The 26609-nt window shown below is 69.1% G+C and carries 30 protein-coding genes; 14 read left to right on the top strand and 16 right to left on the bottom strand.

What is annotated here, in order from left to right; genetic code table 11:
* Positions 1 to 5 precede the first annotated feature (5 nt).
* The 14 genes from ACWEVP_RS34890 to ACWEVP_RS34825 all read right to left on the bottom strand — a co-directional run bounded on the left by ACWEVP_RS34890 (position 6) and on the right by ACWEVP_RS34825 (position 10941).
* Positions 6 to 860, bottom strand: a complete 855-nt coding sequence (locus ACWEVP_RS34890) for a 5'-3' exonuclease (protein WP_377396474.1) — start codon at positions 858 to 860, stop codon at positions 6 to 8.
* Positions 860 to 1999 (bottom strand): glycosyltransferase family 4 protein, encoded by a 1140-nt coding sequence (locus ACWEVP_RS34885; protein ID WP_452066837.1) that lies wholly within the window; start codon positions 1997 to 1999, stop codon positions 860 to 862. Before ACWEVP_RS34885 ends, ACWEVP_RS34890 begins: the two co-directional genes overlap by 1 nt.
* The gene (locus ACWEVP_RS34880) at positions 1992 to 2555 is read right to left on the bottom strand and encodes a phosphoribosyltransferase (RefSeq protein ID WP_452066836.1); all 564 of its coding nucleotides are present in this window, start codon (positions 2553 to 2555) and stop codon (positions 1992 to 1994) included. Before ACWEVP_RS34880 ends, ACWEVP_RS34885 begins: the two co-directional genes overlap by 8 nt.
* Positions 2552 to 3529 (bottom strand): radical SAM protein, encoded by a 978-nt coding sequence (locus ACWEVP_RS34875; RefSeq protein ID WP_452066835.1) that lies wholly within the window; start codon positions 3527 to 3529, stop codon positions 2552 to 2554. The genes ACWEVP_RS34880 and ACWEVP_RS34875 overlap by 4 nt, the downstream gene beginning before the upstream one ends.
* Positions 3526 to 4575, bottom strand: a complete 1050-nt coding sequence (locus ACWEVP_RS34870; RefSeq protein ID WP_452066834.1) for a glycosyltransferase family 2 protein — start codon at positions 4573 to 4575, stop codon at positions 3526 to 3528. The genes ACWEVP_RS34875 and ACWEVP_RS34870 overlap by 4 nt, the downstream gene beginning before the upstream one ends.
* Positions 4572 to 5033, bottom strand: coding sequence for a DUF6884 domain-containing protein (locus ACWEVP_RS34865; protein WP_452066833.1), 462 nt, complete (start codon positions 5031 to 5033; stop codon positions 4572 to 4574). Before ACWEVP_RS34865 ends, ACWEVP_RS34870 begins: the two co-directional genes overlap by 4 nt.
* The gene (locus ACWEVP_RS34860; protein ID WP_377396491.1) at positions 5030 to 5587 is read right to left on the bottom strand and encodes a formylglycine-generating enzyme family protein; all 558 of its coding nucleotides are present in this window, start codon (positions 5585 to 5587) and stop codon (positions 5030 to 5032) included. Before ACWEVP_RS34860 ends, ACWEVP_RS34865 begins: the two co-directional genes overlap by 4 nt.
* A 5-nt stretch (positions 5588 to 5592) precedes the next feature.
* Positions 5593 to 6192 carry a reverse transcriptase domain-containing protein gene (locus tag ACWEVP_RS34855; protein WP_452066832.1) on the bottom strand — a complete coding sequence of 200 codons (600 nt, stop codon included), beginning with the start codon at positions 6190 to 6192 and terminating at the stop codon, positions 5593 to 5595.
* Between the two features lie 127 nt (positions 6193 to 6319).
* Positions 6320 to 7102 carry an IS21-like element helper ATPase IstB gene (istB, locus tag ACWEVP_RS34850; protein WP_452066831.1) on the bottom strand — a complete coding sequence of 261 codons (783 nt, stop codon included), beginning with the start codon at positions 7100 to 7102 and terminating at the stop codon, positions 6320 to 6322.
* Positions 7099 to 8733 (bottom strand): IS21 family transposase, encoded by a 1635-nt coding sequence (gene istA / locus ACWEVP_RS34845; protein WP_452066992.1) that lies wholly within the window; start codon positions 8731 to 8733, stop codon positions 7099 to 7101. The genes istB and istA overlap by 4 nt, the downstream gene beginning before the upstream one ends.
* Before the next feature lie 135 nt (positions 8734 to 8868).
* Complete coding sequence (locus ACWEVP_RS34840) at positions 8869 to 9030, bottom strand: hypothetical protein (protein ID WP_452066830.1); 162 nt, start codon at positions 9028 to 9030, stop codon at positions 8869 to 8871.
* Positions 9031 to 9278: 248 nt separating this feature from the next.
* Positions 9279 to 9983: a 7-cyano-7-deazaguanine synthase QueC gene (gene queC, locus ACWEVP_RS34835; protein WP_452066829.1), complete on the bottom strand. Its 705-nt coding sequence runs from the start codon at positions 9981 to 9983 to the stop codon at positions 9279 to 9281.
* Between the two features lie 2 nt (positions 9984 to 9985).
* Positions 9986 to 10474 carry a hypothetical protein gene (locus ACWEVP_RS34830; protein WP_452066828.1) on the bottom strand — a complete coding sequence of 163 codons (489 nt, stop codon included), beginning with the start codon at positions 10472 to 10474 and terminating at the stop codon, positions 9986 to 9988.
* 215 nt (positions 10475 to 10689) lie between these two features.
* Positions 10690 to 10941: a hypothetical protein gene (locus ACWEVP_RS34825; protein WP_452066827.1), complete on the bottom strand. Its 252-nt coding sequence runs from the start codon at positions 10939 to 10941 to the stop codon at positions 10690 to 10692.
* A 936-nt stretch (positions 10942 to 11877) separates the two neighbouring features.
* On the opposite strand from ACWEVP_RS34825, the gene ACWEVP_RS34820 reads away from it, so the two are divergent.
* On the top strand, positions 11878 to 12360 hold the full coding sequence (locus ACWEVP_RS34820) for an NUDIX domain-containing protein (RefSeq protein ID WP_377478217.1): 483 nt from the start codon (positions 11878 to 11880) through the stop codon (positions 12358 to 12360).
* Positions 12361 to 12426: 66 nt separating this feature from the next.
* Here ACWEVP_RS34820 and ACWEVP_RS34815 read toward each other — a convergent pair whose 3' ends face one another.
* A complete protein-coding gene (locus tag ACWEVP_RS34815) occupies positions 12427 to 13071 on the bottom strand; it encodes a prepilin peptidase (RefSeq protein ID WP_377393723.1) in 645 nt (214 codons plus the stop codon).
* Positions 13072 to 13588: 517 nt separating this feature from the next.
* Between ACWEVP_RS34815 and ACWEVP_RS34810 the strand changes: the two genes are divergently transcribed.
* The 13 genes from ACWEVP_RS34810 to ACWEVP_RS34750 all read left to right on the top strand — a co-directional run bounded on the left by ACWEVP_RS34810 (position 13589) and on the right by ACWEVP_RS34750 (position 25224).
* A complete protein-coding gene (locus ACWEVP_RS34810) occupies positions 13589 to 13945 on the top strand; it encodes a hypothetical protein (protein WP_377393699.1) in 357 nt (118 codons plus the stop codon).
* Between the two features lie 35 nt (positions 13946 to 13980).
* Positions 13981 to 14982 carry a hypothetical protein gene (locus tag ACWEVP_RS34805; protein ID WP_452066826.1) on the top strand — a complete coding sequence of 334 codons (1002 nt, stop codon included), beginning with the start codon at positions 13981 to 13983 and terminating at the stop codon, positions 14980 to 14982.
* 121 nt (positions 14983 to 15103) lie between these two features.
* Positions 15104 to 15817: an SAF domain-containing protein gene (locus ACWEVP_RS34800; protein ID WP_452066825.1), complete on the top strand. Its 714-nt coding sequence runs from the start codon at positions 15104 to 15106 to the stop codon at positions 15815 to 15817.
* Positions 15817 to 16659 carry a chromosome partitioning protein gene (locus ACWEVP_RS34795; RefSeq protein WP_452066824.1) on the top strand — a complete coding sequence of 281 codons (843 nt, stop codon included), beginning with the start codon at positions 15817 to 15819 and terminating at the stop codon, positions 16657 to 16659. Before ACWEVP_RS34800 ends, ACWEVP_RS34795 begins: the two co-directional genes overlap by 1 nt.
* Entirely contained in the window at positions 16656 to 18107 is a 1452-nt protein-coding gene (locus ACWEVP_RS34790) for a CpaF family protein (protein WP_452066823.1), read from the top strand. The genes ACWEVP_RS34795 and ACWEVP_RS34790 overlap by 4 nt, the downstream gene beginning before the upstream one ends.
* Positions 18104 to 19027 carry a type II secretion system F family protein gene (locus ACWEVP_RS34785; RefSeq protein ID WP_452066822.1) on the top strand — a complete coding sequence of 308 codons (924 nt, stop codon included), beginning with the start codon at positions 18104 to 18106 and terminating at the stop codon, positions 19025 to 19027. Before ACWEVP_RS34790 ends, ACWEVP_RS34785 begins: the two co-directional genes overlap by 4 nt.
* Positions 19028 to 19035: 8 nt before the next feature.
* Entirely contained in the window at positions 19036 to 19917 is an 882-nt protein-coding gene (locus tag ACWEVP_RS34780) for a type II secretion system F family protein (RefSeq protein ID WP_452066821.1), read from the top strand.
* Positions 19918 to 19967: 50 nt separating this feature from the next.
* Positions 19968 to 20153: a hypothetical protein gene (locus ACWEVP_RS34775; protein ID WP_452066820.1), complete on the top strand. Its 186-nt coding sequence runs from the start codon at positions 19968 to 19970 to the stop codon at positions 20151 to 20153.
* 76 nt (positions 20154 to 20229) lie between these two features.
* Positions 20230 to 20649 carry a TadE/TadG family type IV pilus assembly protein gene (locus ACWEVP_RS34770; protein WP_452066819.1) on the top strand — a complete coding sequence of 140 codons (420 nt, stop codon included), beginning with the start codon at positions 20230 to 20232 and terminating at the stop codon, positions 20647 to 20649.
* Entirely contained in the window at positions 20646 to 21143 is a 498-nt protein-coding gene (locus tag ACWEVP_RS34765) for a TadE/TadG family type IV pilus assembly protein (RefSeq protein WP_452066818.1), read from the top strand. The genes ACWEVP_RS34770 and ACWEVP_RS34765 overlap by 4 nt, the downstream gene beginning before the upstream one ends.
* Before the next feature lie 59 nt (positions 21144 to 21202).
* Positions 21203 to 21592, top strand: coding sequence for a pilus assembly protein TadG-related protein (locus ACWEVP_RS34760; protein WP_452066817.1), 390 nt, complete (start codon positions 21203 to 21205; stop codon positions 21590 to 21592).
* 54 nt (positions 21593 to 21646) lie between these two features.
* The gene (locus ACWEVP_RS34755; RefSeq protein ID WP_452066816.1) at positions 21647 to 22084 is read left to right on the top strand and encodes a hypothetical protein; all 438 of its coding nucleotides are present in this window, start codon (positions 21647 to 21649) and stop codon (positions 22082 to 22084) included.
* 185 nt (positions 22085 to 22269) lie between these two features.
* A complete protein-coding gene (locus ACWEVP_RS34750; RefSeq protein ID WP_452066815.1) occupies positions 22270 to 25224 on the top strand; it encodes a BTAD domain-containing putative transcriptional regulator in 2955 nt (984 codons plus the stop codon).
* Between the two features lie 26 nt (positions 25225 to 25250).
* Here the strand turns inward: ACWEVP_RS34750 and ACWEVP_RS34745 are convergent, their stop codons facing one another.
* The gene (locus ACWEVP_RS34745; RefSeq protein ID WP_452066814.1) at positions 25251 to 25625 is read right to left on the bottom strand and encodes a winged helix-turn-helix transcriptional regulator; all 375 of its coding nucleotides are present in this window, start codon (positions 25623 to 25625) and stop codon (positions 25251 to 25253) included.
* Between the last annotated feature and the right edge of the window lie 984 nt (positions 25626 to 26609).

The raw sequence follows: 26609 nt of genomic DNA, 5'->3' as shown, positions 1-26609 counted from the left end.
CGGAGTCACCACAGCCCGAGCTTGTCGATGACCTCGGCGGGCGTGGGCAGAGTCCGGCTGCTGCGGCCGACAGGTAGCAGGGGCAGGTCGAGATCGGTGCGCATCCTGATCAGGTCGCGCCAGCCGAGGACCCGGTCCCAGGCTTCGACGACGGCCTTGCCCTTAGTGCCGATGAGCCGCCCGGCGTCGGCGAGCTGGTCGAGGGTGAGGCCGCCGGCCAGGAGCTTGGCGGCGGTGCCCGTCCCGACACCGCGCACGCCGGGAATGTTGTCGGCCGGGTCGCCGGTGAGGGCCCGGAAGTCCGCCCACTGGGTCGGCTGGACCCGGTAGCGGTCGAACACGGTATCGGGCTCGATGTGGCGGCGTCCTCGCTTCATGGCGGTGTTGAGCACCCGGACGTGGTCATCGATGAGCTGGTAGAAGTCGCGGTCACCGGACATGATCCACACCCGGCGCTCGGGGTCGTCGCGGCGGACGTGGGCAACGAGGGTGGCGATCACGTCGTCGGCTTCGGCCGTCTCGATCTCGATCCACGCCAGCTCGTAGGCGGTCAGCGCTTCCTGGACGTGCGGGATGGCGCGGATGGGTTTGAGCGCGGCTTCGTCGAGGACGCGGTTGGCCTTGTAGTCGCTGTCGGTGGCTTGGCGTTCGGCCGCGCCGTGCTGGCCGTCGAACACCACGATCACCTCGGGCGGCGCGGCGAACTCCTCGCGGATGGCTACGCGCAGTAGCGCGAAGAAGGCGAACTCGGCGGTCAGGTCGCGGGTCTTGTCGCGAGAGTGGATCGCGGCGGGGAAGCCGAAGGCTCCGCGCCAGAGCAGGTTGTGGCCGTCGACCAGCAGAAGAGGGACATCGTTCATCACCGCACCGCCTTGAGGAAGTCATGGGCGACTGTGGTGGGCAGATAGTCCCGCGAGCGGTAGTACGCAGCCCGTGATAGCGCTGCGTAGCGTACCGGATCGTCGAGGAGGACTTCGGCGGCACCCCACAGCCCGAACTCGCCGTGGGTGCGGGGCACCACGATCCCGCCCGCTCCCTCCCCGGTGCCGATGAGGGCGGGCAGGTTGTCCACGTCGAAGGCGACAACCGGGGTGCCCATGCTCATGGCCTCCAGGGCGATCAGCCCGAAGGTCTCCTTGATCGAGGGCACGATGACCACGGCGGCGTCGGCCAGCCACGGCTGGACCTGATCCCACGGCAGGCCGCCGTCGCGGATGCTGCCCATCAGCAGGTGGGCGGCAGAGTGGGCGCAGCGACGATATTCGGCCGTCTGTGCACCGGCAGCGTGCTCGAACCCGGCCTCGGCGAGGACGACCTCGATGCCGCGGTCGACGAGGCGGCCGACGTCGAGCAGGGCGCGGACGTTCTTCTCCGGGCCGAGCCGGGCCAGCACCCGTACCGGCCCGCCCTGCCGCAGCACCTCGCGCTGGCGGGCGTCGGGCGCGCCATGGTCGACGAGCAGCGCGTTGGGCACGGTCTGCCAGCAGGTGCTGTCGTAACCCCGGTCGTGGGCTTGGCCAAGGACCGTGGTCGACGGCGCGATCACCGCGTCGGCACGTTCCAGACCGGGCACGAGGTCCTGGTCGTGGCCGACGACATGCACCGCAAGCACCGTCCGCACGCCAAAGCAGGCTGGGGCAAGGCGCCCGAGTCCCCACAGGGCGTCGACGTAGACGGCGATGTCGACGCGGTGGTGGCGGAAGAGGGCGCGTAGGTCGGCGGCGATGATCTTGTCTTGGCCGTGGGTGCTGATCGCCTCGCGCAGTTCGTCGTCGTCGGCGGGGAAGGCGACGCCGACTGAGCCGAGCACCACCAAGTCCTCATCCACTTCGTCCTTGGTCGGATCGGGTTCGACGGCGGTGATGGTCAGGGCGCGGTGCCCGAGCTGTCGCAGTCCGCGGGCCAGTGCGGCGGTGGCACGTTCCATCCCAGCCGGCGCGTCACGGGTGTAGGACGCCAGGACGAATGCCACGGTCAGCGGCTTGATGGCGTCAAGCATGGCTGGTCACCCGGTCCGGGATCGGCATGTCGGTGGTCGGCTGGTCGGGGCGCTTCTCCCACGGGAAGCTGACCCAGTCCGACACGGTCCACACCGAGTAGTCCGGGCAGGTCTCGGCACCGGTGTTCAGGCACAGCGTTGCGGTGATGACTCGGGCGTCCGGGGCGAGGACCGGGGTGAGCACATTGCGGAGCTTGCGCAGGGTGGCGCCGCTGCCGCATATGTCGTCGACGACGAGGATGGTGCCGTCGAGCTTGCGGCGGCCGAGGGTGCGGCGGAAGGCGTCGAAGTCGACGGTGACTCTGCCGGTGGCTTGGCGGTAGAGGCCGTCGTCGGCGTTGTGCCGGGCCTGCACGGTCCGGGGCTTCACTCCGAGACGGCCAGCGAGGACGCGGGCGGGAGCGACGCCGCCGTTGGCGATGCCGATGAGGTGGTTGACCTTCGGGTGGTCGCGGCTGATGGTGGCGAACAGCAGCAGGCAGGCATCGCTCAGGGCCTCGGGGGTGACCCGCCAGATGCGCTGGTGCTCGAACACACGCTGTGCGGTGCGGGTCATGCCGAACCGTCCCGTCCGGTCACGGCCAGGCTGACCGGCCCGGTCAGCGGGCGCAGGGCGGCGATGGCGGTGCTGTCCGGGGCGTTGCGCCAGACCTGCCCGTCGGCGCGCACAACGGTGAATCCGGCCGCGTCGGCGCGGGTGCGCAACCGAACCGGAACCGGGGCGGGGCCGAGCGCGCCGACCAGGTCGAGGGCCTCCTCATCGGGCACCTGTTCGGCATTGGCAAGGGAGGCGCCTTCGCCGAAGGGCAGGTACTGCAGGACAGTCACGCCGTGGACGCCGAGCCGGTCGGCCAGCTCGACCAACGCGGGCAGACCAGCGGCGGTGGAGCGCATGAGCACAGCCTGGATCTGGGTGGGGATGCCGTGGGCAAGGGCGGCGCGGATGCCGGAGACGGCCTTGGCGAAACTTCCCTCACCGCGCCAGCGGTCGTGCTGCTGCGGGTCCGGGCCGTCGAGGCTGACCCTGATCGCGTCCACCCGGCGGGCGAGGGCTTCGGCGCGGCGGGGCAAGTGGGTACCGTTGGTGGTGACGCTGACCGCGCAGCCGCCGTCGACCAGCACATCGAGCAGGGTGGGCAGGTCCCGGATGAGCAGCGGTTCACCGCCTGAGACGTCCACGCCGAGCACCCCGGAGGCCGCGATCCTGGCCGCGACCTCGGCGCGCCCGCCGCGGCCGAGCTCCGGGACGGACTTGTCGTCCAGGCAGTGCGGGCAGGCCAGGTTGCAGCGCACGATCGGCGACCAGCACACGCTGACCGGCATCACGTCGCCCAGCCCACCGGGGTGTACCTCGGGCAAGGCCGCGATGCTCTCGTTGGCTAGGGTGGCGCGCCCGGTCAGGGTCGGCTCGCCGGTTCGGTGGGTCAGGCCGGTGAGTGGGTCGTAGACGACACCGGTCCCGCCGCGCGTGCCGCAGCCGACCCTCCGGCGCGCCGAAGCGCGGCCGGTAGTCGCGGTCGAAGTGATCATGGGCGTACCTCGCAGTGGGTGAGCAGAGTGTTCAAGGTGGCGATGAAGTCCTGGGTGCGGCCTCGCGGGGCGGGCAGGTCAAGCAGCTCGCGGTAGCGGGCGAGGGTGCGCGGCCAGCCGGCGAGCTTGTGCTGCCACTGCTCGGCGGCGTCCGGTGGGTCGAGGTGGAAGCCGACGACCTGGCGCAGCGGGATGACCAGCAGTCCGGCGGCGATCAGGCACGCTCCGAGGTAGGTGTCCTCCATGCCCCACCCGAGGCGGCCGAACTCCGCGTCGAAACCCCCTACGTCCAGCACGGCGGCGCGCGGTACCGCGACCAGGGCGGTGACGACCATGCGGGGCAGGTCCCAGTCGTAGTAGGACTGCCCGTACCCGAGGTCGATGAAGTCGTGGGTGTCGTCGAGTGGCCGGCCGTCCAGCGGCTCGGGCAGCGTGATCCCGCTGTAGGGCAGCACGGTGTTCGGCGGTGGCCGCCACACGACGCGGTGGTCGGCCGCGAGGTTCGGGATGCGCCCCAGGATGGCCGGCTCCTGGGAGTGGACCTCGTAGCGCAGGTTGTGGCGGAACCCGACCAGCACGCTGGTGTCGGTGGCGCGGGAAGCGACGTCAGTGATCACGTGTGGAGGGATCACCATGTCGCCGTCGAGGTAGAGCACCGTCTGCCCTTTCGCCAGCGCTGTGCCGACGTTGCGGGCGGTGGCCGCGCCCATCCGCTGCGGCAGCCGCACCAGCCGATCGACCACCCGGTGCCGAGCGGCGACCTGGGCGGTGTCGTCGGTGCTGGCGTCGTCGACGACGATGACCTCGAACTCGTACTGGTGGTGTTGAGCGTCCAGGGCGTCGAGCACCGTGGGCAGGCTGTAACCGACTTGGTGGGCGGGGATGACCACCGAGATCGTCCGTGCGGACGCCAGCCAGCAGTCCGACGGGGTGGGCTGGTGCCAGCTGATCCCGTCGGCGAGGGCCTCCCAGGCATGGGTGCTGGAGCTGTAGTTGTTGCCGTGCCGCAGCAACTCCTCCTGCAGCGGCACGGAGTTGTCGGTCATAGCCAGCCCCACCGGGACAGCCCTGCGCTTGCGCTCAACCAGTCGGTCGGTTCCGGCAACAACGTCAACTCCAGCGGCGGCACGTGGTCGAATAGGCACTCGGCGGCGATCACGTAGAGCGGCTCAAGGACCACCAGCACCTGCCGCAGCGCCTTGCCGCGCAGGTCGGTGGCCAGGCGCGAGGCCACCCGAGCCCGGAGGGCTTCGGCCTCGTCGCGGCTGCGCAGCTTGTGGTCGTAGGTGCCGACCAGGTCCTCGGGGTGCAGCAGACCGTGTTCCGCGGAGAGGATCCTGATCCGTGCTTGGTAGTCGGAGGCCAGGTGCTCGCGCAGGAGAGGCACCAGCGCGCCCTGGTACAGCTCCAGCGCCGGAGTCGGGTCGGTGGTGACGAGCTTCTCGCGGCTGCAAGAGACGATGACCAAGCCCTGCTCGGGCTCGATGGCAGCGGCGAGCGTCATGGTCGGCGCACCACCCGAAGCCCGATGCCCTCCGAGGCCAGCTCGGCGGGCGCGGCGTTGAGGAACGTTGACCGTGCGTACAGCGGGTGCGAGGCGTAGGACCCGCCGCGCAGGACCGCCCCGTTGCCCATCGTCGAGCGGGCGGTCCACTCCCACACGTTGCCCGCTACGTCCAACAGTCCTTCAGGGGTAGCGCCGGCAGGGTGGGCGTCGACCGGGCTCGTGGCGTCCAGCCCTGAGCCATTCAGGTTCGCCAGCTCCGGGATCCACTCCTGATCGCCCCACGGCCAACGGCGGCCCGTGGGCCCGGCCGCCATCCACTCCCATTCCGCCGAGGTCGGCAGCCTGCCGCCCAGAGCGTGCGCGACCTGAACGGCCTGAGCGTGCTTGAGGCCAGTGACCGGGTGCAGGCCGCATGTGCCGGTGCGTCCGCCGTGCAGTTGGGCGTAGGTGATTGGAGTGCGTGTCCACAGCAAGGTACCGATCTCGACCGGTCGGGCGTCGTCGCCGAACGCGCAAGTCCCGCCAGGCACCTCGGTCCACTCGATGTTCACCTCAGTCAGCCCCCGATCAGGAAGAGGTCTTCGACGTTCGCGCGTGGCCGCACCCGGCTCTTGGACTCGTTGGGACGGAGCCCGAACTCGGCGAGCGCGGCACTGATGACCGCGAAGGCGTCCCGTGCTTCTGCCTCGTCGGCGGAGAAGACCGCGTAGTTGTCGGCGAACCGCACCACCCGCAATCCGTCCAGCAGCGCGTCCGGCCTCGACAGGCGCAGGTTGATCAGCATCGGTGCGAGTCCCGACCCAGGAGCGATTGGATGCGGCATCGCGGTCAAAGCGGTGCGCATACGGCCGAGGAAGGCGCCGTCGTGGACGTGCTGGGCACACCAGTCCGCGACCTGGTCGACTGTGACGCCCTCGGACACCGAGGCCACGTCCACGTCGGCCACTGCGCGGAAACCTGCCTCGGCGTGGGCCGCGGCGTGCCGCAGTGCGGTGATGCGGTTGCGGCGAGGTCGGTAACCCGACACCCAGTCGCGCAGCACGCGGGCTTCGAGAATCGGTTCGATGGCGTTGCGCAGTGCGCGGTGTACGAGCCGGTCAAGCAGTGTGGGGACGCAGACCACCATCGACTTGCCGGTGTAGGTCGGAAACTGCACCTCCCGCAGCGGTCCTGGTTGCCAGGTGCCATCGGTGGCCGTGACTGTGTTTGGTGACGTCAGATGCCCGTGAATCTCGACGTCACTTGCGGGCTCAGAGCATGATCAATGTCGGCGAATTCTGACGTCACTTGGTGGCGCGTTTGCGGGTCTGGGCGAGGCGGTAGGAGTCGGTTCCGGTCTCGATGATGTTGCCGCCGAAGGTGAGGCGGTCGACGATGGCGGCGCAGAGCCGCGGGTCGGTGAAGGTCTTGGTCCAGCCGCCGAAGGACTCGTTGGAGGCGATCGCGACGGAGGCCTTCTCCTCGCGCTCGGTCAGTACCTGGAAGAGCAACTCGGCGCCGCGGCGATCAAGTTCCATGTAGCCGAGTTCGTCGATGCAGAGCAGGTCGACGCGGCCGTAGCGGTTGATCGTCTTGGACAGCACCAGCTCGTCGGCGGCCTCGACCAGCTCGTTGACCAGTTTGGTGGCCAGGGTGTAGCGGACCCGGAATCCGGCCATCGCGGCCTCGGTGCCCAGGGCGATCAGCAGGTGCGACTTGCCGGTGCCGGAGTCGCCGATCAGGCAGAGCGGCAGGCCTTTCTTGACCCATTCGCAGGTGGCGAGGGTGTGGATGACGGCCGGGTCGACGTTGGGATTGGCGTCGAAGTCGAAGGCGCGCAACGACTTCTCCCGCGGGAAGGCTGCGGCCTTGATGCGGCGCTCGGAGCGGCGCCGGGCTCGGTCGTCGCACTCGGCCATGAGCAGCTCGGCGAGGAACCCGCGGTAGGACATCTGCTCACGGGCCGCCGCGTCGGCCATGTCGGGGAACTGGGTGCGGATGGTGGGCAGGCGCAGCATCCGGCAGGCCTGGTCGACGGCGGCGTCGGCGGCCTGCTCGGTCAGGCCGCGGTGGCGGGTGGTGCTCATGGTCCAGTCGTCCCTTCCTCGTCGGTGCCGGTGGTGGTGCGATGTCGGTGCAGCAGCTGGTCATAGACCGCGACCGAGGGCAGCGGCCTCGGGTCGGGTGGCAGGTGGGCCAGCCGGCGCCGGGTCAGTGAGGTGACCTGCTCGGGCGTGCCGGGTTCGGCGGTCGCGCCGCCGGTGACGGGTACTTCGAGCTCGGCGGCCTTGCGAGCTTCGAGTGCGACCGCGTCTGCGGTCAGGGCGCCCGCCCGCAGGGCGGCAGCCAATCCGGCGACGACGTGGTCGTGGGCCAGGTGGCGGTGCAGCAGCAGGACCTCGATCAGCGCGCGGGTGCCGGCGGCATCGCCGTGGGTTCTGCGGGCCGCGGCCCACCAGGCGTCGTGGACCGGGGTGAACTTGCCCGCCGAGCGGGCCTGCTCGAGCGCGGTCGCGCCGGGCAGTGCGCCGGGTTTGCGGACCATCGCCTCGAGGTAGTGGTCCAGTTCGAGACGGGTGCCGCCCTTGGCCAGCAGCCGCTCGTGCCGGGCGACCTCGACCCGACCGTCATAGACGATCAAGTCGTTGGCGTTGAGCAGAACCCGGACGCGGCGGCCGATCAACCGGACCGGGACGGAGTATCGGTTGGTGCGAACCGGGATCTGGGCGTAGCGGTCGACGCGCGGGGTGAACCAGCGGCCGGTCTCGAACGGTTCGGCCGGCAGCGGCTTGAGCAGCGGTGCCTCGATGGCGAAGTGCTCGCCGATGGTGTGGCTGCGGGAGCCGATCCGTCGCGACAGGTCGTCGGCGTCCCACTTGTCGACCATGCCGTTGAGCTCGGCCAGCGAGTCGACCTCGGGGACGGGGACCAGGTGGTTGCGGCGGAACCAGCCGATCTGGCCCTCGACTCCGCCCTTCTCGTGGGCGCCCTCGATGCCGGGCCGGCAGTAGAAGGGCTGCAGGTCGAAGTGCGACCGGAAGACGGTCCAGCGTTCGGTTTCGACCCGTTGCCGGGAGAACCCCAGGACCCGGGCGACGGCGGCCTTGAGGTTGTCGTAGCGAACGACACCGGTCGGGACCCCGCCCAGCGTGGTCAGCGCGTGCAGGTGGCCCTCGAAGAAGGCTTCCTGGCCGCCGGTGGCGTAGATCTGGTGCACCGACCGGCCGGAGAAGGACATCCGAAACGCGAACAGGAAGCACGTCACCTGCTCTCCGCGCAGCCGGACCGCGACCTCACCGAAGTCGACCTCGGCTTCCGCCCCGGGGTGGTGGGTCTGCGGGACGAACACGTTCACCGGTCCCCGCCCGGCTTCGGCACGGATCTGTGGGCGCCGGGTCGCGATGTAGCTGCGGACCACCTGGTACGACACGTCAGTCATGGCCTGCTCGTCGATCAGCCGGTCGAAGATCCGCTTCGCGGTGTGCCGTTGTTTCCGCGGCGCGTCCAGGTCTGCGCGCAGGATTTCATCGATCACCGCCTTGAAGGAGTCCAGTTTCGACGGCCGCTTCGGGTACTTCTTCCGTGGCTGCGGCCACGCCGACTCCAGCGCCCGCCGCACCGTGCGCCAGCCGACCCCGTGCTTGCGCTCGATCGCCCGGCCGGACATGCCCTCGCGCGCGTCACGCCGGATCGCGGCGTACAGCTCGACCTTCGACATGCCCGGCATCGACACTCCTCACTTCGAGGCACACCGATGCTGCCACCGCAAGACCCAAGTGACGTCAAAATTCGCTGACAGCAACCCGCCCCTCACCGGCAGTGCCGTCACAGGTCGCGGACAAGTGACGTCGCATCACACGTTCAAAACCACATCGGCCAGTTGGTCTGCCAACCGAGGCAGCAGTTCACCGGAGCGCCGACGCAACTCCGCCAGGGTCATCCGGTCCACGCCGGGCGCCGAGGTGCGCCGGCCGCACTGCCGCAAGGCCGTTCGCAGGTGCTTCTCATCCAGCATCGGCATCAGCGAGTGCGCTTGCGGGCCGCGGGGTGGCGGCGCGGCGCGGCGGGGTGGCGGCGCGGCGCGGCGGGGTGGCGGCGCGGCGCGGCGGTGCGCTAGCGTCGGCGCCGCTTGGGCGGCAGGCACGATCCCCCGGTCACTGACGTCAGGCTCGCAACCCAACACGCGCGAGCTGTGACCCGAGGAAAGACGGCCCCGCTCAGGCCCGGCTCCGGAAGCGTCTACGTCCACGGTCGTCACGCCCTCTACGCGGCCCGGTACACGGTGGGGTCGGTGATGTCGTTGCCACGGAAGGCTTCCCGCCGTTCCGTACAGGTCCCGCAGGTGCCGCAGTGCACGTCCTGACCGCGATAGCACGACCACGTTCGCGCGAACGGCACTTCCAGTGCTTCCCCGAGCCGTACGACGTCGGTCTTGGACAGGGTCAGGAAAGGTGCGAGCACCTGGAAGTCCGGCACGAGTAGGCCCTCGTTGGCGGCCTGCGCGCTGCGGGCGAACCGCTCGACGAACTCGGGCCTGCAGTCGGAGTAGATCGTGTGGTCTCCGGCGTGTGCGCCGAACGCCACCGCGTCGGCCCGGACGGCGATGGCGACCGACACGGCGACATCGAGCATGATCGCGTTGCGGTTGGGCACCACCGTGGCAGCCATCGACTCATCGGTGTAGTGCCCGTCCGGTACTGCCACCGAGGCGTCAGTCAGCGCGCATCCGGTCAGCAACGCGCCCAGGCTGGTCAAGTCGATGATGCGGTGTGGACTGTCGAGCAGTTGCGCGATCTCGGCGGCATGATCGAGCTCAATACGATGCCGCTGTCCATAGTCGAACGACAGCAACGTTAAGCGGGCGTGTCGGGCCGCCAGCCAGTAGGCCAGGACCGTCGAATCCAGTCCGCCGGAGGCGATCACGACGACGTGTTCGGGGTGCCGGCGCTCGGCCTGGGCAGTCGACATGCTCACCACGCCCGTGACAAGGTGCGCCGGACAGCACCGACGACGACACCCCAGGTCGGCAACTCCAGACCGGCCTCGGGCCACGCCAGCCAGCGCAGTCCGCCTTCAGTGCAACCGAAGGCGGGCAACGGGATCGTCGTATCAGACTCATACCAACCGACCTGTATGGACACCAGGTCGGCGATGGTGGACTCCCGCATGCGCGTGCGGGGCTGAGTCAGGAAGATCCAGTCGTCGGGCTTCGTGCCTGGTACGCCGGGCACGACGATGATCGGGGCCGTGAGAATCGCTTGGACGAGTTGATGGTTTACCTCGTCGCCGAGCCCGGCCCGCATGACCAGCGCGTCCACAGTGTCGCCCAGACGCAGCCGAACTTCGCCGGTCGACGGCTCGATGGTGGTCGGCCAGCTGAGAAACTTGGTGTACTGCGACTGCGAACTTTCGTGAACCGCTTCACGCTGCTGAACGTCAGCTGCTGTGGCGGTGGTCATGGTTGTGCTCCTTACTGCAAGGGATGGTGCGGCGGAGCCGGAGTGCCTCAACGGGAAAACCCCAGCTCCGCCGTGATCGAGGAGGCGGTGGTGACACCGCGCGAGATCGCGCCGGACGACAGGCGGGCGAGGCAATTCAGGTCAGGCAACGTCAGGCAATGCTCGGAACTGCCTGGGAAGTGCCGGGTTTATGCGACGCCTTGATGTAGGCCACCTCATGCGGCTTCGCTTTCTCGAATGAAACCCAGGCCGTGTGTGCCAACCGTCTTCAGCGCGTGCACGAGTACCGGCGACGGGTTTTGGTCCGGCTCGCGCCAATGCCTTCCGACGCGCGGCAACTTGGCAGGTCGGTGCCTGCCAGTGGAAGTCGCATCGGAACGACGGCGCTGCCGGAAGGCGCGGCACAGCAGGCAACTGACGAACACCACGGCGGCGATCGCGGTGATCACCGGGGCAAGTGGGATCATGCGATCTCACCTCGCAGGGCGGGGATCGCGGCGGAACCAGGTATCGGGGTCGTGATTCCGCCGCGACATGGCGGTGAAGCAGGGCGCCCCGCGACGGCTGGGGGATGACCGCCGCTGTACTGCTTCACCGTGCTCGCCGTGCCGGTCTCCTCGGAGGCGCCAAGTCCACCGGGGGCCGGGGTGGCGGCCACCTCCTTGGCCTTGGTGAAGACGGAGCGGAACTGCTCGGCCTCGGCAGCGTCGAGCGAGGCTGCCTCACCCGCGGGCGCCACCACTACGACCTCCGAGCCGCGCACGATCACCGTCAGGCTCCGAGAGCGGCCGGCGACATCGCGGCACGTCACCGCCCAAGGTCCGCGGTCGTTCATCGTGCGTCACCGCCTCGTGCGGTGGCCCAACTCCGTACCCACACCGGCTGCACGAGGAAACGCGGCACAGCGAGCTTTGCTTGTGGGCATCGCGGAACCGAAAGTTCCGCGAATCGCTGGGAGAGTTTCATCATCTACTCCGATACTCAGCGAGTCCCGATTTACTTATGTCCCGAACTTCTGCTACTCCCATAGCGTCGAGCGTTTAGTCGTTCGCTCGGCCAAGCCGGGCGACCGGCGGGCTCTAGCGGCAACGGTGCTGGTAGAGCCGCTGCGAACCCGCCAATGCAGCTAAACGTCCGCGGCCCGACACGAACCAGAGCGCGGGCGTGGCGGCCATGGGGCGTGCACGGGGCGGCAGGTGTCATGACCTGCGGAAATCCCGATCGAGCACGGTTGTGCCGAATGGGTGAAACCGCGCAATACTCTGGGTACTGGCCGCAAAAAAGCGAGACACCACGGGGCGATTTGTGATAACTGGCGCCCACTTGAAGCAGTTGACCGGAGGCGGGTGCGCGGTACCCCTCTCACGGTGATATCTCGGGCTACCAGTGTCATCGTGGCCGGTATGACCGACGACGAGGCCCGCTTCGCCTACCTGGCGGAGGGCAACGCCAAGCAGGCTCGCAAGCGTGTGGCCGCCGACCTGCTGATCCGTGACGAAGCCGGACGCATCCTGTTGGTGAACCCCACCTACAAGGAGAATTGGGACCTGCCTGGCGGCATGGCGGAAAGCAATGAACCGCCGAAGGCTGCGGGCGAGCGCGAACTGGCCGAGGAACTCGGGCTCACCGTGCTCGCTGGCCGCGTCCTACTTCTGGACTGGATCGGACCTCACGGCCCGTGGGATGACCAATTGGTGTTCATCTTCGATGGAGGAACGCTGTCTGCCACGCAGGTGGAGACCATCAGCATCTGCGATCCAGAGATCAGCGAGTTCGCGTTCGTCGAACTTGCCGAGGCGAAGGCCATGTTGCGGCCCGACATGGCGCAGCGACTGGCCCGTGCGCACGATGCCCTCGCCACAGGCGCCACGGACTATTCCGAGTGACACGCCCGGCTCCAGCGCTGGAGATGCGTTACCAAGCGGCGGTCGACAGACCGCCCGTGGACGCCGTCAATTCGTCGGTTGGATGAGCACCGCCGCGAAGGCTCCGATGATCAGGAACGGGCCTAGCGGCACGTCACGGCCAGTCCTCGATCGCCGAGCGATACGCAGCACGAGCAGAGCGACGGCAGCGCTGAACCAACCGAACAGCGTGCCGCCCAGAACCGCCGACCAGCCTGCCCACCCGAGAGCAAGGCCCAGAAGGGCGCCGAGTCGGAGGTCTCCGCCGCCGAGCTGGCCAGGCTGAAGGAAATAGAGCGCTCCGTAGAACGCGAGTAGCGCGAGCATGCCGGCCGCGGAGCGAATGAGCGGGTACGCATCGCGATTGAGGACGGCGGCGAGGCTGAACAGCGCGGCCAGGATGATTCCGCTGGGCCAGATCAGCTTGGTGGGCAGCATGCGGGAGTTCCAGTCCACCGCGGCGAGCAAGACACCGGCAGCGGCGAGCCAGGAGTAAGCGAACAGGTCAGGTTCCGCGCCGATGCGCCAGGCCAGCGCCGAGAACAGGGCGGCGGTGACTACTTCCAGAACGGTTGGTGGCGCCAGCCGATCGCACGTCGCTGGGAGGATCGAACTCCGTTGGACGGCGATGCGCAGGATGCTGGCAAGTACGAGCCCTACCAGGCCCCAACCGGCGATGCTGACCGGCGTCACCGTGAATCTCGTGCCGCTCGTCGGTTCGCACGAGTGACAGAGTTCGTCAACGATCTACCCCCTGTAGCCCCCTGGTTACGGCTTTCCGGTGTAGTGAACCTACTACGCAGCGCCATTTGGACACGCTGTCATTAGCCCATTCGGGTGAACTTTGACCAGTTTTCGCTGTTCCGACACCTGTGTCCCTTCATAGGGACATTGCGGTCTCCTAGGGGGCGGCAGGTAGACGTGAGGAGTACCACACTAGATCGAAAGGAATTTTCGCAGATCCGAGGGGGTGCACGTGGTCGGGGGCAACGTACACGGCCGCAACGGCCGGCGCAGGGTGGGACTGGCTCTTGTTGGACTCGTTGCGCTGACGTTGGCGGCCTGTAGTTCGAATCCGTCTTCGACGCCTGGGGGCACGACTGGGGCGGCAACGCCGCCACCAACGACCAGCGCTCCGCCGTCGTCGGTCTCTCCGGCGGACGCGGCGCGTCAGCAGGCGACGGCTGCCTACACAGGCATGTGGCGGCAGATGGCCAAGGCCGGTGAGACCGGAGACTGGCAGTCGCCCGAGCTCGCGAAGTACGCCACCGGCGACGCGCTCGGGGTGATCAATCGCAGCCTGTACACGGACCACCTCAATGGTGTGGTGACGAAGGGCGAGCCGAAGACGAACCCCGAAGTGTCCAAGGTGGAACCACCGGACAATCCCACCACGGTCATGATCTCGGACTGCGGAGACGACAGCGGCTGGCTCAAGTACAAGAACGGCCAGTTGGTCAACGACACACCGGGCGGGCGACGCTCGATCACCGCGGAAGTCAAGAAGCAGCAGGACGGCACGTGGAGGGTCACCCGCTTCGCAGTAGAGGCGGTGGGCTCGTGTTGAAACGTTTAGGAGTCGTTGCCAGCCTGTCTGCGGCCGTGCTCGTGGCGACCGCGGTACCCGCGTTCGCGGACGGCGGCTGGGGATTCACCGACTGCAGCCAGTACCCCAACCCTGGTTGCGAGCTCGGCGCAGGCAAGAACCCTCGGCCTGGAACCGGTAACCAGGGCAACGGAAACGGCAAGCCCAGCAACCCTGGCCAGACCAATCCCGGCACGGGGCAGGCCAACGCCAACGGCGACACGATCATCGGCGGCAACAACAATCTGGCCCAGTGCGGCTATGAACGCAGTGACTATCAGGGCCCGCCGCCGGGAGGCGCGCAGCCGGCGGCCTTCCACGTGCCGCCCAAGTCGGGTGCCGTCACCGCGGTGCCCGCGGTGTACCGGCCGCAGCGCGAGCCGGCCACCGCGCAGTTCGCGGTCGCGCAGCCGCGGTTCGCACAGGCCCAGCCGCCGTCGGGTGCCTGGTACGTCTACAAGTGCACTGGGCCCGGTTTCGCGGATGCGCTGTACCGGCCGCCGGTGTGGATCGCGGACGGCCAGCCTGGCCCGGTGCCGTTGCCGTCGCCGGCTGAGCTCGCGGCGCAGGCGCGGAACCAGTTGCGGCTGCCTGCTCCGAAGATCGCGGCGAACCCTGCTGGTGACCAGCTGGTTAGCCTGCCGACCTGGTTGTGGCTGGACCGCAGCAGCTGGGGCGATGTCTCGGCTACCGCGTCCGTGCCGGGCGTGTCGGTGACCGCGGTCGCGAGGCCGACCTCGGTGACGTGGTCGATGGGTGACGGTGGCTCGGTGACCTGCACCGGCCCTGGCTCGCCGTTCCCCGCTGGTGGTGATCCGAAGAGCGCCTCGCCGGATTGCGGCTACACCTACAAGACGTCCTCGGCCGGGCAGCGCGCCGACGCGTTCCCGGTGACCGCCACGGTGAACTGGACCGTGACGTGGTCCGGCGCTGGCCAGGGCGGCACGTTCCCGAACATGACGACCTCGGCGTCGGTGGCGTTCCGCGTGGCGGAGAGCCAGGGCATCGCGACCGGCTGAACCGAAGCCTCCCGCCTCACGAGGGCGGGCGTGCACAACGAAACAACCCTGTTGAGAGCAAGGCACGTCGAACACCCGAGTCGACGCGTCGCGATGGCGTCATGCCTGAAGGAGGTCGGTGGTGACCACTACCGCAGGTTCGACCAGCACGGACACGACGACGCAGAAGCCGGCGTCGCCGAACGCGTGGGCTGGCCGTGACGGCAAGACTCCTTCGCGCTTGAGCGGCAGCGGTCGGCGCCGCAGCGTGCCCTACCTGCTACTCGGTGTCCTGTTGGTTCTGGTGTGCGCGGCCGGCGGTGTGTTCGCCGGAATGCAGCTGGGCGAGCGGGAAAGCGTTCTCGCGCTGGCCCGTCCCGTTGCCATAGGCCAGATCCTCACCGCGCAGGATCTCAAGCAGGTCAGCATGGCGGCGGACTCCGGTATGGACGTGCTGCCAGCATCGGCTGCGTCCACAGTGGTAGGACAACCGGTCGCGTTCAGCCTGCCCGCTGGCTCGCTCATGACCCGATCTGTCCTCGGGACACCGCAGATTCCCGCGCAGGGCAAGGCAATCGCCGCTGTGGGGCTCAAGCCGGGACAGTTCCCGCCCGACCTGTCGCCCGGCACCACCGTCGCGGTCCTCACCACGCCAGGGCAGGGCACGACGACAGGGACGTCGACCGGCTCCGGACAGACGTCGTCGTGGACCGCGGTGGTGACCGGTATTGCCACGCGCGATACCGAGCAGACCACGGTGGTGTCACTGCAAATGTCCGAATCGGACGCTCGCGCGCTGGCCTCAGCCCCAGCAGGGCAACTCAGCCTGGTCGCGATCGCGGGAGGAGGCCGCTGATGCTCATCGCCGTCTGCTCACTCAAAGGATCGCCCGGCGCGACCACCCTGGCGACCGCGCTCGGCGCCCGCTGGCCGGGACAGGAAGATCCGATCGTGGTCGAAGCCGACCCAGCCGGCGGTGACCTCATGGCCCGCTTCCGGCTGCCCGACTCACCGGGCCTGGTGAGCTTGGCCGCGGCGGCGCGAGGCCGCGGCGGCGCCGACCCGACTTTGCTCGCTCAGCACACCCAGCTTCTCCCCGGTGGCCTGCGGGTGGTGCTCGGTCCGGTCGGCGCCGAACAAGCTCGCGCCGCCCTGGCGGTGCTGGCCTCGGGGCCGTCCTCGCCGCTGCGGCGGGCTGCGGACCAGCCGGAGACCACGGTCATCGCCGACTGCGGCCGGGTTGATCCCGATTCACCCGCGTTCCCGATCATCCGCAGCGCGGATGCGATGCTGCTGGTCGCCCGTCCCCACGACGACGAGCTCGCGCACGTCGCGCTCAAACTGCAGGCCGCCCAGCAGTGGTCGCGCCGCCCGTGCTTCGTCCTGGTCGGCGACGGCTACCCGACCGCGGAGGTCTCCCAGGCGCTGCGCATCCCGGTGATGGGTCGCGTGCCGCGCGACGACAAGGGCGCCGCCGTGCTGTGCGGCCAGGGCACGGGTCGACGTGGGCCCGACAAGTCCGCGCTCGGCCGCGCCGCCGCCAAGATCGCACTCAACATTCACGCGCACTGGCACGCGCCGACCACGAGCAACGGCACTCGTGCACCGCACCTGCGGGTGGCCGTTCCGGGCGACCCGGTCTCGGGCGCGGCACTGCAACCGCTCGGGCCGCAGACCCGTAACGGAGCGACGTCATGACCCGGCCCGGCCTCGGCGACCCGCGCCTGACCACCTCGAACAACGGCACTGGCCCGAACCCGGTCGCTGCCCAGCCCCTGCCTGGACCGGCGGAGCTCCCTCACCGGCCCGCCGGTGAGGCCGCCGCGGTGGAACGGCTACGCCAGCACCTGCGCGACGAGTTGTCCACCCAGCTCAGCCAACGCATCCGGGCCGACGAAACAGCGGGCCGCCCGCCGATGGACGCCCCACAACGCCGCCGGTTGGCCGAGGCGATCCTGACCGACGCGGCCGAGGCGCACGCGCAGGCTGAACTTCGCAACTCCGCCACCGGCGGGATGCTGGTGGCGCCCGAGGTCGAGCAGCGACTGATCCGCCAGGTCCTCGACGAGGTCTTCGGCCTGGCCGGCCTGGAACCGCTGCTGGCCGACACCGACATCGAAAACATCAACATCAACGGCGACCGCGTCTTCGTCAAGTACGCCGACGGCCGCCGCAACCGTTTGCCCCCGGTAGTCGGCTCAGACACCGAGCTGATCGACCTCATCCGCGACCTCGCCACCCGCTCCGGGGTGGAAGAGCGCCGCTTCGACCGCGGCAGCCCGATCGTGAACTTCCAGCTGCCCGGTGGCGAGCGCGTCTCGGCCGTCATGGCGGTCACCACGCGGCCGTCGGTATCGATCCGGCGACACCGGTTCGCCAAGGTCACCCTCGCCGAGCTGCGCGAGAACGGCACCATCGACCTCGCCCTGGAGAGCTTCCTGAAAGCCCTGGTGCGGGCCAAGCGCAACATCCTGGTCACCGGCGGCACGGCGATCGGCAAGACCACGCTGCTGCGCGGCCTGGCCTCGGCCATCCCGCCGTGGGAGCGACTGATCACCATCGAGGACGTCTTCGAGCTCGGCCTCGGCGAGGACGCCGACGCCCACCCGGACGTGGTGGCGCTGCAGGCCCGCGAACCGAACATCGAGGGCCAGGGCGAGATCTCCCTGTCGGACCTGGTGTGGCAGTCCCTGCGCATGTCGCCGGACCGGGTCATCGTCGGCGAGGTCCGCGGCCCGGAGGTCATCCCGCTGACCAACGCCATGTCCATGGGCAACGACGGCAGCATGGGCACCCTGCACAGCAGCTCCAGCCAGGGCGCGTTCACCAAGCTCGCCGCCTACGCCGTGCAAGGCCCCGAGCGGCTGCCGATGGAAGCAACCAACCTGCTGGTCGCCGCGGCGCTGCACTTCGTGGTGCACCTGGAAAAGCCCCGAGACGACCCCAGCAAGCGCGTCGTGTCCTCCATCCGCGAAGTCGTCGGTGCCGACGGCGCCCAGATCATCAGCAACGAGGTCTGGCGCCCCGGCCCGGACCTGCGCGCCGTACCGGGCGCACCGCTACGTACCGACACCGTCGACCTGCTCGTCGAGGCGGGCTACGACCCGGACCTGTTCGAGCGGCGCGAAGGGTGGTGGACGCCATGACCACGACCGCCGCCCTGTTCGGCCTGCTCGGCGCCGGTGCGGCCGTCGGGGTCCTGCTCATCGTTGCCGGACTGCGCGGCCGGCCTGCCCGCGCGGCGACGCCGTCGCGGCTGAGCGCCTGGCTGGCCGCACGGCACGACCGCAAGCGGGTCGGGTGGCTGGTCGTGGCCGTGCTCGCCGGCCTGGCCGTCGGCGCGGTCACCGGCTGGGTGGTCGCCGCCATCCTGACCGCCCTCGCGGTCGTCGGCCTGCCGCGGATCCTCGGCTCGAACGTCGACCACAAGCACCACCTCGAACGCATCGAGGCAATCGCCGGCTGGACTGAGATGCTGCGCGACACCCTGGTCGCCGCAGCCGGTCTGGAACAGGCCATCCTCGCCACCGCCCCAGCCTGCCCCGAGGCGATCCGCGAGGAGATCACCGAGCTCGCCGTCCGGCTGGAACGCGGCGAACGCCTCGCGCCCTCGCTGCGTCACCTCGCCGACCAGCTGCGCGACCCCACGGCGGACCTGGTGATCTCCGCGCTCGTGCTGGCTGCCGAGCACCAGGCCCGCCAGCTGGCCGACCTGCTCGGCGAACTGGCCAGCGAGGCCCGCGAGCAGGCGTCGATGCGGATGCGGGTCGAAGCCGGCCGCGCTCGCACCCGGACCAGTGTGCGCGTCATCGTGATCACCACGCTGTCCTTCGCGATTGGTCTGGTGCTGCTCAACCGCGGCTACCTCGCCCCGTACGACTCCGCGTTCGGCCAGATCATGCTGCTGTTCGTCGGCGCGCTGTTCGCTGCCTCTTTTGCTTGGCTGGCAAGGATTGCGCGGCTGCGGGAGCCTGAGCGCTTCCTCACGGAACTGGCCACGATCCGGCCACACGACGCCGACGTGGACGTCGATGACCTGCTCACTGGGAAGGGGGCGTCGTCATGATCAGCGCGTTGCTGTGGGGCGCCGGGCTCGGCGTCGGGTTGTGGGCGCTGGTGGTCTACGTGTTCCCGCCCCGGCCGCCGCTGCGAGCGCTGGTCGACCGGCTGCACGCGACCCCCGCGCCACCGCCGATCCTCACCGCGGACTCCGACGGCTGGGCCTTGCGCGTGGGCCGTCCGTTCATCAAACCGTTGGCCGCGCTCGGGTTGCCCAACCGCAAGCTACGCAACGACCTCGCGGTCACCGGCAAGAGCATCGAACACCACCTGGCCGAGAAGGCCACGTTGGCGCTGACCGGGCTGCTGCTGCCGATCCTGATGCACCTCCTGCTCGTCGTGGCCGATGTCGGTCTCGGCTGGGAAGTCCCCGCGGTCGCCAGTCTGCTGTTCGCGCTCGGTGGGTTCCTGCTGCCGGACATCAGCGTCCGGCAGGAAGCCGAGCGGCGCCGCTCCACCTTCCGGCACGCGCTGTCGGCCTATCTGAACCTGATCCGGGTCCTGCTGGCCGGCGGCGCCGGAGTCGACGGTGCCCTGTCCGACGCGGTCGGTATCGGCAAAGGCTGGGCCTTCCAACAGCTGCGCCGCGCACTCGTAACCGCCAAGCTGACCCGCACCACGCCGTGGTCCACCCTCGGCCAGCTCGGTACTGAACTCGATGTGCACCAGCTGTCCGAGCTGGCCGCGTCGGTGAGCCTCGCCGGCACCGAAGGCGCCCGCGTGCGCGCCAGCCTCGCGGCCAAGGCCGCCGCGCTGCGCACGCGCGAGCTCACCGACGCCGAGGGCGAAGCCCAGGCCGCCACCGAACGAATGAGCCTTCCCGTGGTGATGCTGTTCGGCGGATTCCTGATTTTCATCGGGTTCCCTGCACTCGCGAGCGTGCTGGGAGGTCTCTGAGTTCCACAAGAACTGTCCATACCGGACCCCGAACCACAGGGGAGAAGCTGATGTTCACCGAAGTTCAGATCCTCATGGCCCGCATCCGGGCCGAGCTGGAGCGGCTGCGCCGCGACGAAGGCGGTTACTCGACCGAAGCGGTCGTGGTCACTGCCCTGCTGGCGGCGCTGGCCATCGCGGTCATCGCGATCATCGTCATCAAGGTCACCCAGAAAGCCAACGGGATCAACCTGTAGGCCGGTGACCACGATGCCTCGACGCCACAGCCGACCCCGCACGCCGAACACACGCGAGCGTCCACGCCGGACACGCGTGCAGGCGGCGCTGCGCCGGCTGCGGACGGATCAGCGTGGCGCCGGCACGGTCGAACTCGTCATCGCCACGCCGCTGCTGTTGCTGCTGATCCTGCTGATCGCGCAGTTCGCCCTGTACATGCACGCCACCCACATCGCCCAAGCCGCAGCATCCGAAGCACTGTCCGCGGCACGGGTGTACGGCGGCAGCTCCGCCGCAGGCAACACCGAGGGGCAACGAATCCTCACGCAACTGGGAAGTGGTCCGCTGCAAGGAACTTCGGTCAACGTCCAGCGGGGACCAACCCAGGCATCCGTGACGATCACCGGGACAGTGATCAACGTGATTCCGTTCGCGACCTTCACGGTTCACGCCGAAGCCGTTGGGCCCGTTGAGAAATTCACCCCGCCGACCGGCACCGGGGCGGTGGCCCCATGACCGCGTCCCCGTGGGTTGCCGCCTTCGCACGCTCGGCGTGCGCGCGAATCCGCGCGCTGCGCCGTGACGAACGGGGCTCCGCCGCAGCCGAGCTCACTCTACTGACTCCGCTGCTGATCCTGCTGCTGTTGTTCGTGGTGTTATGCGGCCGGCTCGCCGACACCAAGTTGCGGATCAACGACGTCGCGCACCAAGCCGCCCGTGCCGCCACCCTGGCCCGAACCCCATCGCAGGCCACTGCCAACGCCCAAGCCACCGCCAGCGCAGCCCTGGCCTCGGCCGGAATCAGCTGCCAGTCGCTGTCGGTGTCCACCGATACCCAGGGTCTCAAGCCGGGTTCCACGGTGACCGTCACCGTGTCCTGCAGCGTCGGCCTCGGTGACCTGACCTCGCTCAGTGTGCCCGGCAGTCGGACCTTCGAATCCAGCTTCTCCTCCCCAGTTGACGTGTGGCGCGGCACCTCCCCGAACGCCCAGGCGGGAGGTGCGCCATGAGATGGGCCGCATCGCTGCGCCGCCGAACGCACCGGCTACGCAAGGACGAGGACGGTCGGGTGACTGCATTCGTCGTCATCATCACGCTCGCCGCGCTGCTGTTCGCCGGGCTCGTGCTCGACGGCGGGCTCGCGCTGGCCGCCAAGGTCCGCGCGATGGGCGAGGCACAGGAAGCCGCGCGGGCCGGCGCCCAGGAAATCGACCTGGCCGCCTACCGCGCCGACGGCACGCTGCGCCTGGTTCCCCAACAAGCCAGCGCAGCCGCTCACAGCTACCTCGCCGCCGCGGGCCACACCGGCACCGTGTCGGTCGCCGGCAACACCGTCAACGTGACGGTCAGCATCAACCAGCCAACCCAGCTGCTCGGACTGGTCAGCATCGGCTCGATCACGGTCACCGCAACCGGGCAAGCCCAGCCACAGCGCGGAATCTCCGGAGTACTCCCATGACCACCTCCACACGCTCGTACCCAATTCAGTGCCACAACGCGGAAGGAGACCAGGATGGCGACTACTGAAGAGATCGAACGCCGCGTCGAGGAAGCCGACGCGGCCCGCAGCGCGAAGAGGGCCGCTGCGGCAAAGCGCGTCGGTGAGCTCGCACAGCTGCGGGCAGAAGTGGCCGAGAAACTCGGCGACATCGAGCGAGAGCTCGGGGACGTCCTCGCCGAGTCCAGCGACGTCATCGGCGTCGACGAGCTCGCCAAGTTCACCGACGTACCGGCCGCCGACCTCACCCAGTGGCTCAACGGCCGGAAAGCGACTCGCCCCAAGCGCAAGCGTTCCACCGCCAGCACGCCAACCACCAAGAGCGACGCGAGCGGGACACAGACCACAGCGAAGACACCGCCGGCCAGCCAGACGTCCGCATCACCCGAGCTCACCGGGCCTCGCAGCGGCGCGGCGGACACGTCCAGCCGGGTTCCCGCGGCGGTGACGTGACATCGCCGCTCCGGCTCGTTCAGCGTCCGCCGCTGTCTCGGGTGGCGACCGCGGAGTCGTAAACCTGCACGTTCCAAGGAATTGAGTACGTCGTGACCGCACACTCGCACTTCTCCCGCCGGAAGCCGATACGGCCGAGCACAGGCCAGCCCGGCTGGTGGGCGCTGGCCGCCAGCCTCCGGTTCGTGCGCGGGCTACTCGCGTTCGTCGTCCTGCTCGCCCTCGTGGCGGGTCTGCCTTGGGCCCTGGTGCACTTCGTGGGTTGGCCGCTGCCCGACCACGTGCCGACCTGGGACGAGATCCAGGCGACGCTGCTCAACCCGATGAGCGCGCAATTCCTTCTCAACACCTTGGCGGTGCTGTGCTGGATCGCCTGGTTCTTCTTCGCGCTCGACGTCCTGCGCTGCACCATCGACGCGGCGCGCGGGATCACCTGGCCGCAGGTCCGCCCACCCGGCCCGCTGCACGGGCTCGCCGCGGCACTGATCGGCACCATCGTGCTGACCCTGCTCGGCAACCGGACCCCGTACACGACGCCCACCCCAACCACAGCGGACCTGACCGCCGATCTCACGCCCGTCGCGGTCGTCGCACCGCTGACCCCAGGCCCAGTCACGCCCGCCGCGGCTCCGCAGATCGCCGTCGTCCCGGCGACCACGTTGGTGGTCGACCGGGCAGCGCCGGCCCCGCCGGGCATGGTCCAGGTCACCGAGGAAGTCCGGCTGCCGCACGACGGGATCTACGACAGCCTGTGGCGGGTCGCCGAACGCATCTACGGTCCCGGCGGCGGCAGCCGCTGGCCCGAGTTGTTCCAGCTCAACCGCGGCGTGGAGCAGCCCGACGGCCACGCGCTGACCAAGCCCAACCTCGTGCGCCCCGGCTGGAAGATCACCGCCTACATCCCCGCCCCACCCGAACAGCATCTCCCCGGCGAGCAGCAGCCGCAGGTGCCGCCCCAGCAACCACCACCTCCGACGGGCACCGCGCCGACCACACCACCCTCAACGCAGCCCGCACCGAACACGACCCCGGCGCCGGCCACGCCGGACCAGGCCGGCGAGCACCGCGAAGACCACGCTGAACCGGGCCTGGACCTGCTGACCGGCGTGTTCGTCAGCCTCGGCCTCGCCGGAGCCATCACCGCGGCCACGGTGTCAGCCAGGATGTGGCGCCGACGCCGCTACCGCATCGGCAGCGGCGACCGCGCCGACCTGCAGCGCCCGATCGCGCCCGTGGTCCGCGCCCTGCGGGCCGCGCACGACCACGACGACAACGACCAGCGGCCCAGGGACGACGTGGAGTTCGTCGACCTCGCGCCGGCACCACCGCGGATCCACATCACCGCCGCCGGGGCCCTGGAACCCGACGACAAACCAGTCCCGGTACCGGCGAGGGTCGGCGTGCGGCGCGGTCACGAACTTGCCCTGAACCTCGCCAGCACCCGCGGGCTCGGCCTGGCCGGTCCCGGCGCGCCCGCCGCTGCTCGCGCGCTCCTGCTGCACCTGCTCACCGAACAGCAGCCCGGCGAGGGCATCTGCGTGCTCGTGCCCGCCGACGACCTGCACCTCGTCTTCGACGGCGCCGACGTCGAGAACCTGCCGTCCACCGTCCACGTCGTCACCTCGCTCGACGCCGCTCTCGACGAGATGGAAGCGGCCCTGCTCACCCGCACTCGCCACGCCATCGAGGAGACCGAATCCCAACTCACCCCGACCTCGCTCGTGCTGCTCGTCAGCCCCGCGCCTCACGCCGAACGGCGCCTGCAGGCCGTCCTCGACAACGGCTCCACCCTCGGCCTGGCCGGCGTGCTCCTCGGCCAGTGGCGCCCCGGCGCGACAGTGCGCGTCCGCCACGACGGCACCATCAGCGCAACCAGCCCCGGCCTCGGCGACGCCCTCGCAGACACACGCCTGTTCAGCCTGCCCGCCACCGACGCCACCGAGCTTCTTGCCGTGCTCCGGGACGCCGAAGGCTGCGCCGACCTGGCCACATCCGACCACGCAACCAGCAGCCTCACCGGCGACGAGCACCTACCGCCCGCGGACGATCACGACGTTGTACGCACGCCACCCGTCCCCGAGCAACGTTCGGTCGACGAGATGACACAGCTCGAATCCACCCACCCGCCGGAACAGGAAGACAACCGGCAGCCCCCACCGGTTCCGAGCCTGCAACTGCTGGACGTCCAGCCCATCCCCGTGGACGTCCAGCCGAAGGGCCCGGCCTCAGCCACCCCGGACGACGACACCGAGGACCGCCGCACGGCCGCCGAGGACGTCAAGCCAGCCCCCGACCAGGCACCGGCCGCCGAGGAACCCCACAAACCGAACAACGGTGACCGGGCAGCGCCGCAGCGCCCGCTGGTCGTACGCGTGCTGGGACGCCTGCACCTGGCCCTGCGCGGCGACGAGGGAGAACGCGAGCTCAGCGGCGCGCTGACACCGAAACAGCGGGAACTGCTCGTCTACCTCGCGCTGCACCCCCACGGCGTCCGCCGCGAAGTCCTCAACGAGGCCGTCTGGCCCGACAGCCGGCCGCCGCGGCCGTACAACTCGTTCCACAACACCCTGTCCATGTTGCGCCGCGCGCTCACCGACGCCACCGACGGCCTGATCACCAACCTCGTCCTCAACGACGATGGCCGCTACCAGCTCAACGACGAACTCGTCGGCATCGACTACTGGCAACTCCAGCACGCCCTGCAGGCGCCCCGCCCACCCGACGCCGAGGCCCAGGCCCAGCTGCACGACGCCGTCGAGCTCTACCAGGGCGACCTCGCCGAAGACCTGCTCGTGCCCTGGATCGAACCGTTCCGCGAGGCCACCAGGCGCGACATCCTGGATGCGCTCGGCGCCCTGATCCGCGCGCACGGCGACAGCGCCCCAGAAACCATGCTCACGCTGCTGGAACGCACCCGGAAGCTCGACCGCTACAACGAAGGCGTCTACCGCGACATCATCCGCACCCAAGCCCGCCTCGACCAGTACGCCGCTATCCCCCGCACCCTCGCGCTGCTGACCACCACACTCGACGAGATCGGCCAACGCCCCACCGCCGACACGCTCAACCTCGCCGACTTCCTCCAGCGCCGCGGCAGCACCCGGCGGTCGGTCTCCACCGACAACGCCGCGGCCAGCTGAACGGCTTCCGCCAGCGCAGCGTTGTCTCAGTCAGGCTGTTCGTCGTCGTCCTGCGGCTGATCGCCGTCGTCCGGCGCCTTCTGCAGCTGCTCGATCAGATCGAGGTTCTCTTCCGCCCAATCGATCAGAGGCCGCGCCCGGACCAGCAGATCAGCGGCGGCGGGAGTCAGCGAGTACACCACCGACCGCGGGAACGTCCGCTCCTCGACCCGGTCCACCAGACCGGCGGTCTCCATCCGCCGCAAGGTGCGACCCAACGCCCGGCTCTGAATCCTGCGTACGGTCCCGGTCCACGGATCGAACGTCGTCATTTCCTGAATGGCTGCATGAAGCTCGCTGTAATGCAGCGGACCAGCGCTCAACGCCACGAGAATGTGCGTGATCCATTCACCGTTCAGCACGTGGCGGAGATCCCGCGACCGCGCTAGGTATCTAGCGTCCCCCGTTACCATGTACACCCCCCATACTTGTTCGCGATGGCCCGCCTACACCCCGCCCCCGCGGCACAGGCGAGCCCTGACATTCAAAAATGAGAATCGCCTCCTTTTCCGACCAGAAGGCGTATCATCGTCTCCGCCATCAGCCACCTTCGGTTGATCAGTGTCAAGGTTGTCAACGCTACGTCAAACGGGGTACCCGGTGCAGCGTATTTCTACTTAGGACGAGCTGCCGTCACCACATCGAGTGACCAACTAGTAGATCAACAGCACGGTCAGTGATCGTTCTGCAGTGTCCTGGTCACCTACCGGACGACGGTCCGATTCAACTGCCCGCTAGAGCGGTAGCCCTCCGACTCCGCGAAGTGCCTGGTCACCAGGGCCGCAGGGGCTACCGATGTAACGCCCGACTCGGTGGCCGGCAGGCACATGAACAGTCGATTTGGGTGGGTGGTCACCTGTCGTCACTCGTGATCCCGTGGTCACCCTGACTGCGATGGTCGCCATCCGTTCGTACCCCACTTCCCGCCGTCTGATCGTCATGCACTGCCCACCTCTCGCTGCCCCTTTGGTCACGGTCACAGCCCGCTTCTGCGCACTCGCCGTTGATCAACTTGGCTCGAATTCGACACTTGCATCAATTCGCGTCCGATTGTCGCTTTGCGCTTGACAATCACATTTCGACGGCGCGTCAATACTCAACTTTGTTTGAGTTCTCTCGGATTGAATCGCTTGAGCCGAAACCTAGATTAAACCCGCTCGCGATTCACCGTTTCTTGGCATTTTCGCCATTCATAACCCAGAAAAGCAAAAGGTGAGCTGTCCGCTCCGCTGGGCTCCGCCGTGCCGGCCGCTGTCCGCTCCGCTGGGCTCCGCCGTGCCGGCCGCTGTCCGCTCCGCTGGGCTCCGCCGTGCCGGCCGCTGTCCGCTCCGCTGGGCTCCGCCGTG

The sequence above is a fragment of the Amycolatopsis sp. NPDC003865 genome (assembly GCF_053605345.1).
This window is presented reverse-complemented; position numbering and strand designations above follow the sequence as displayed.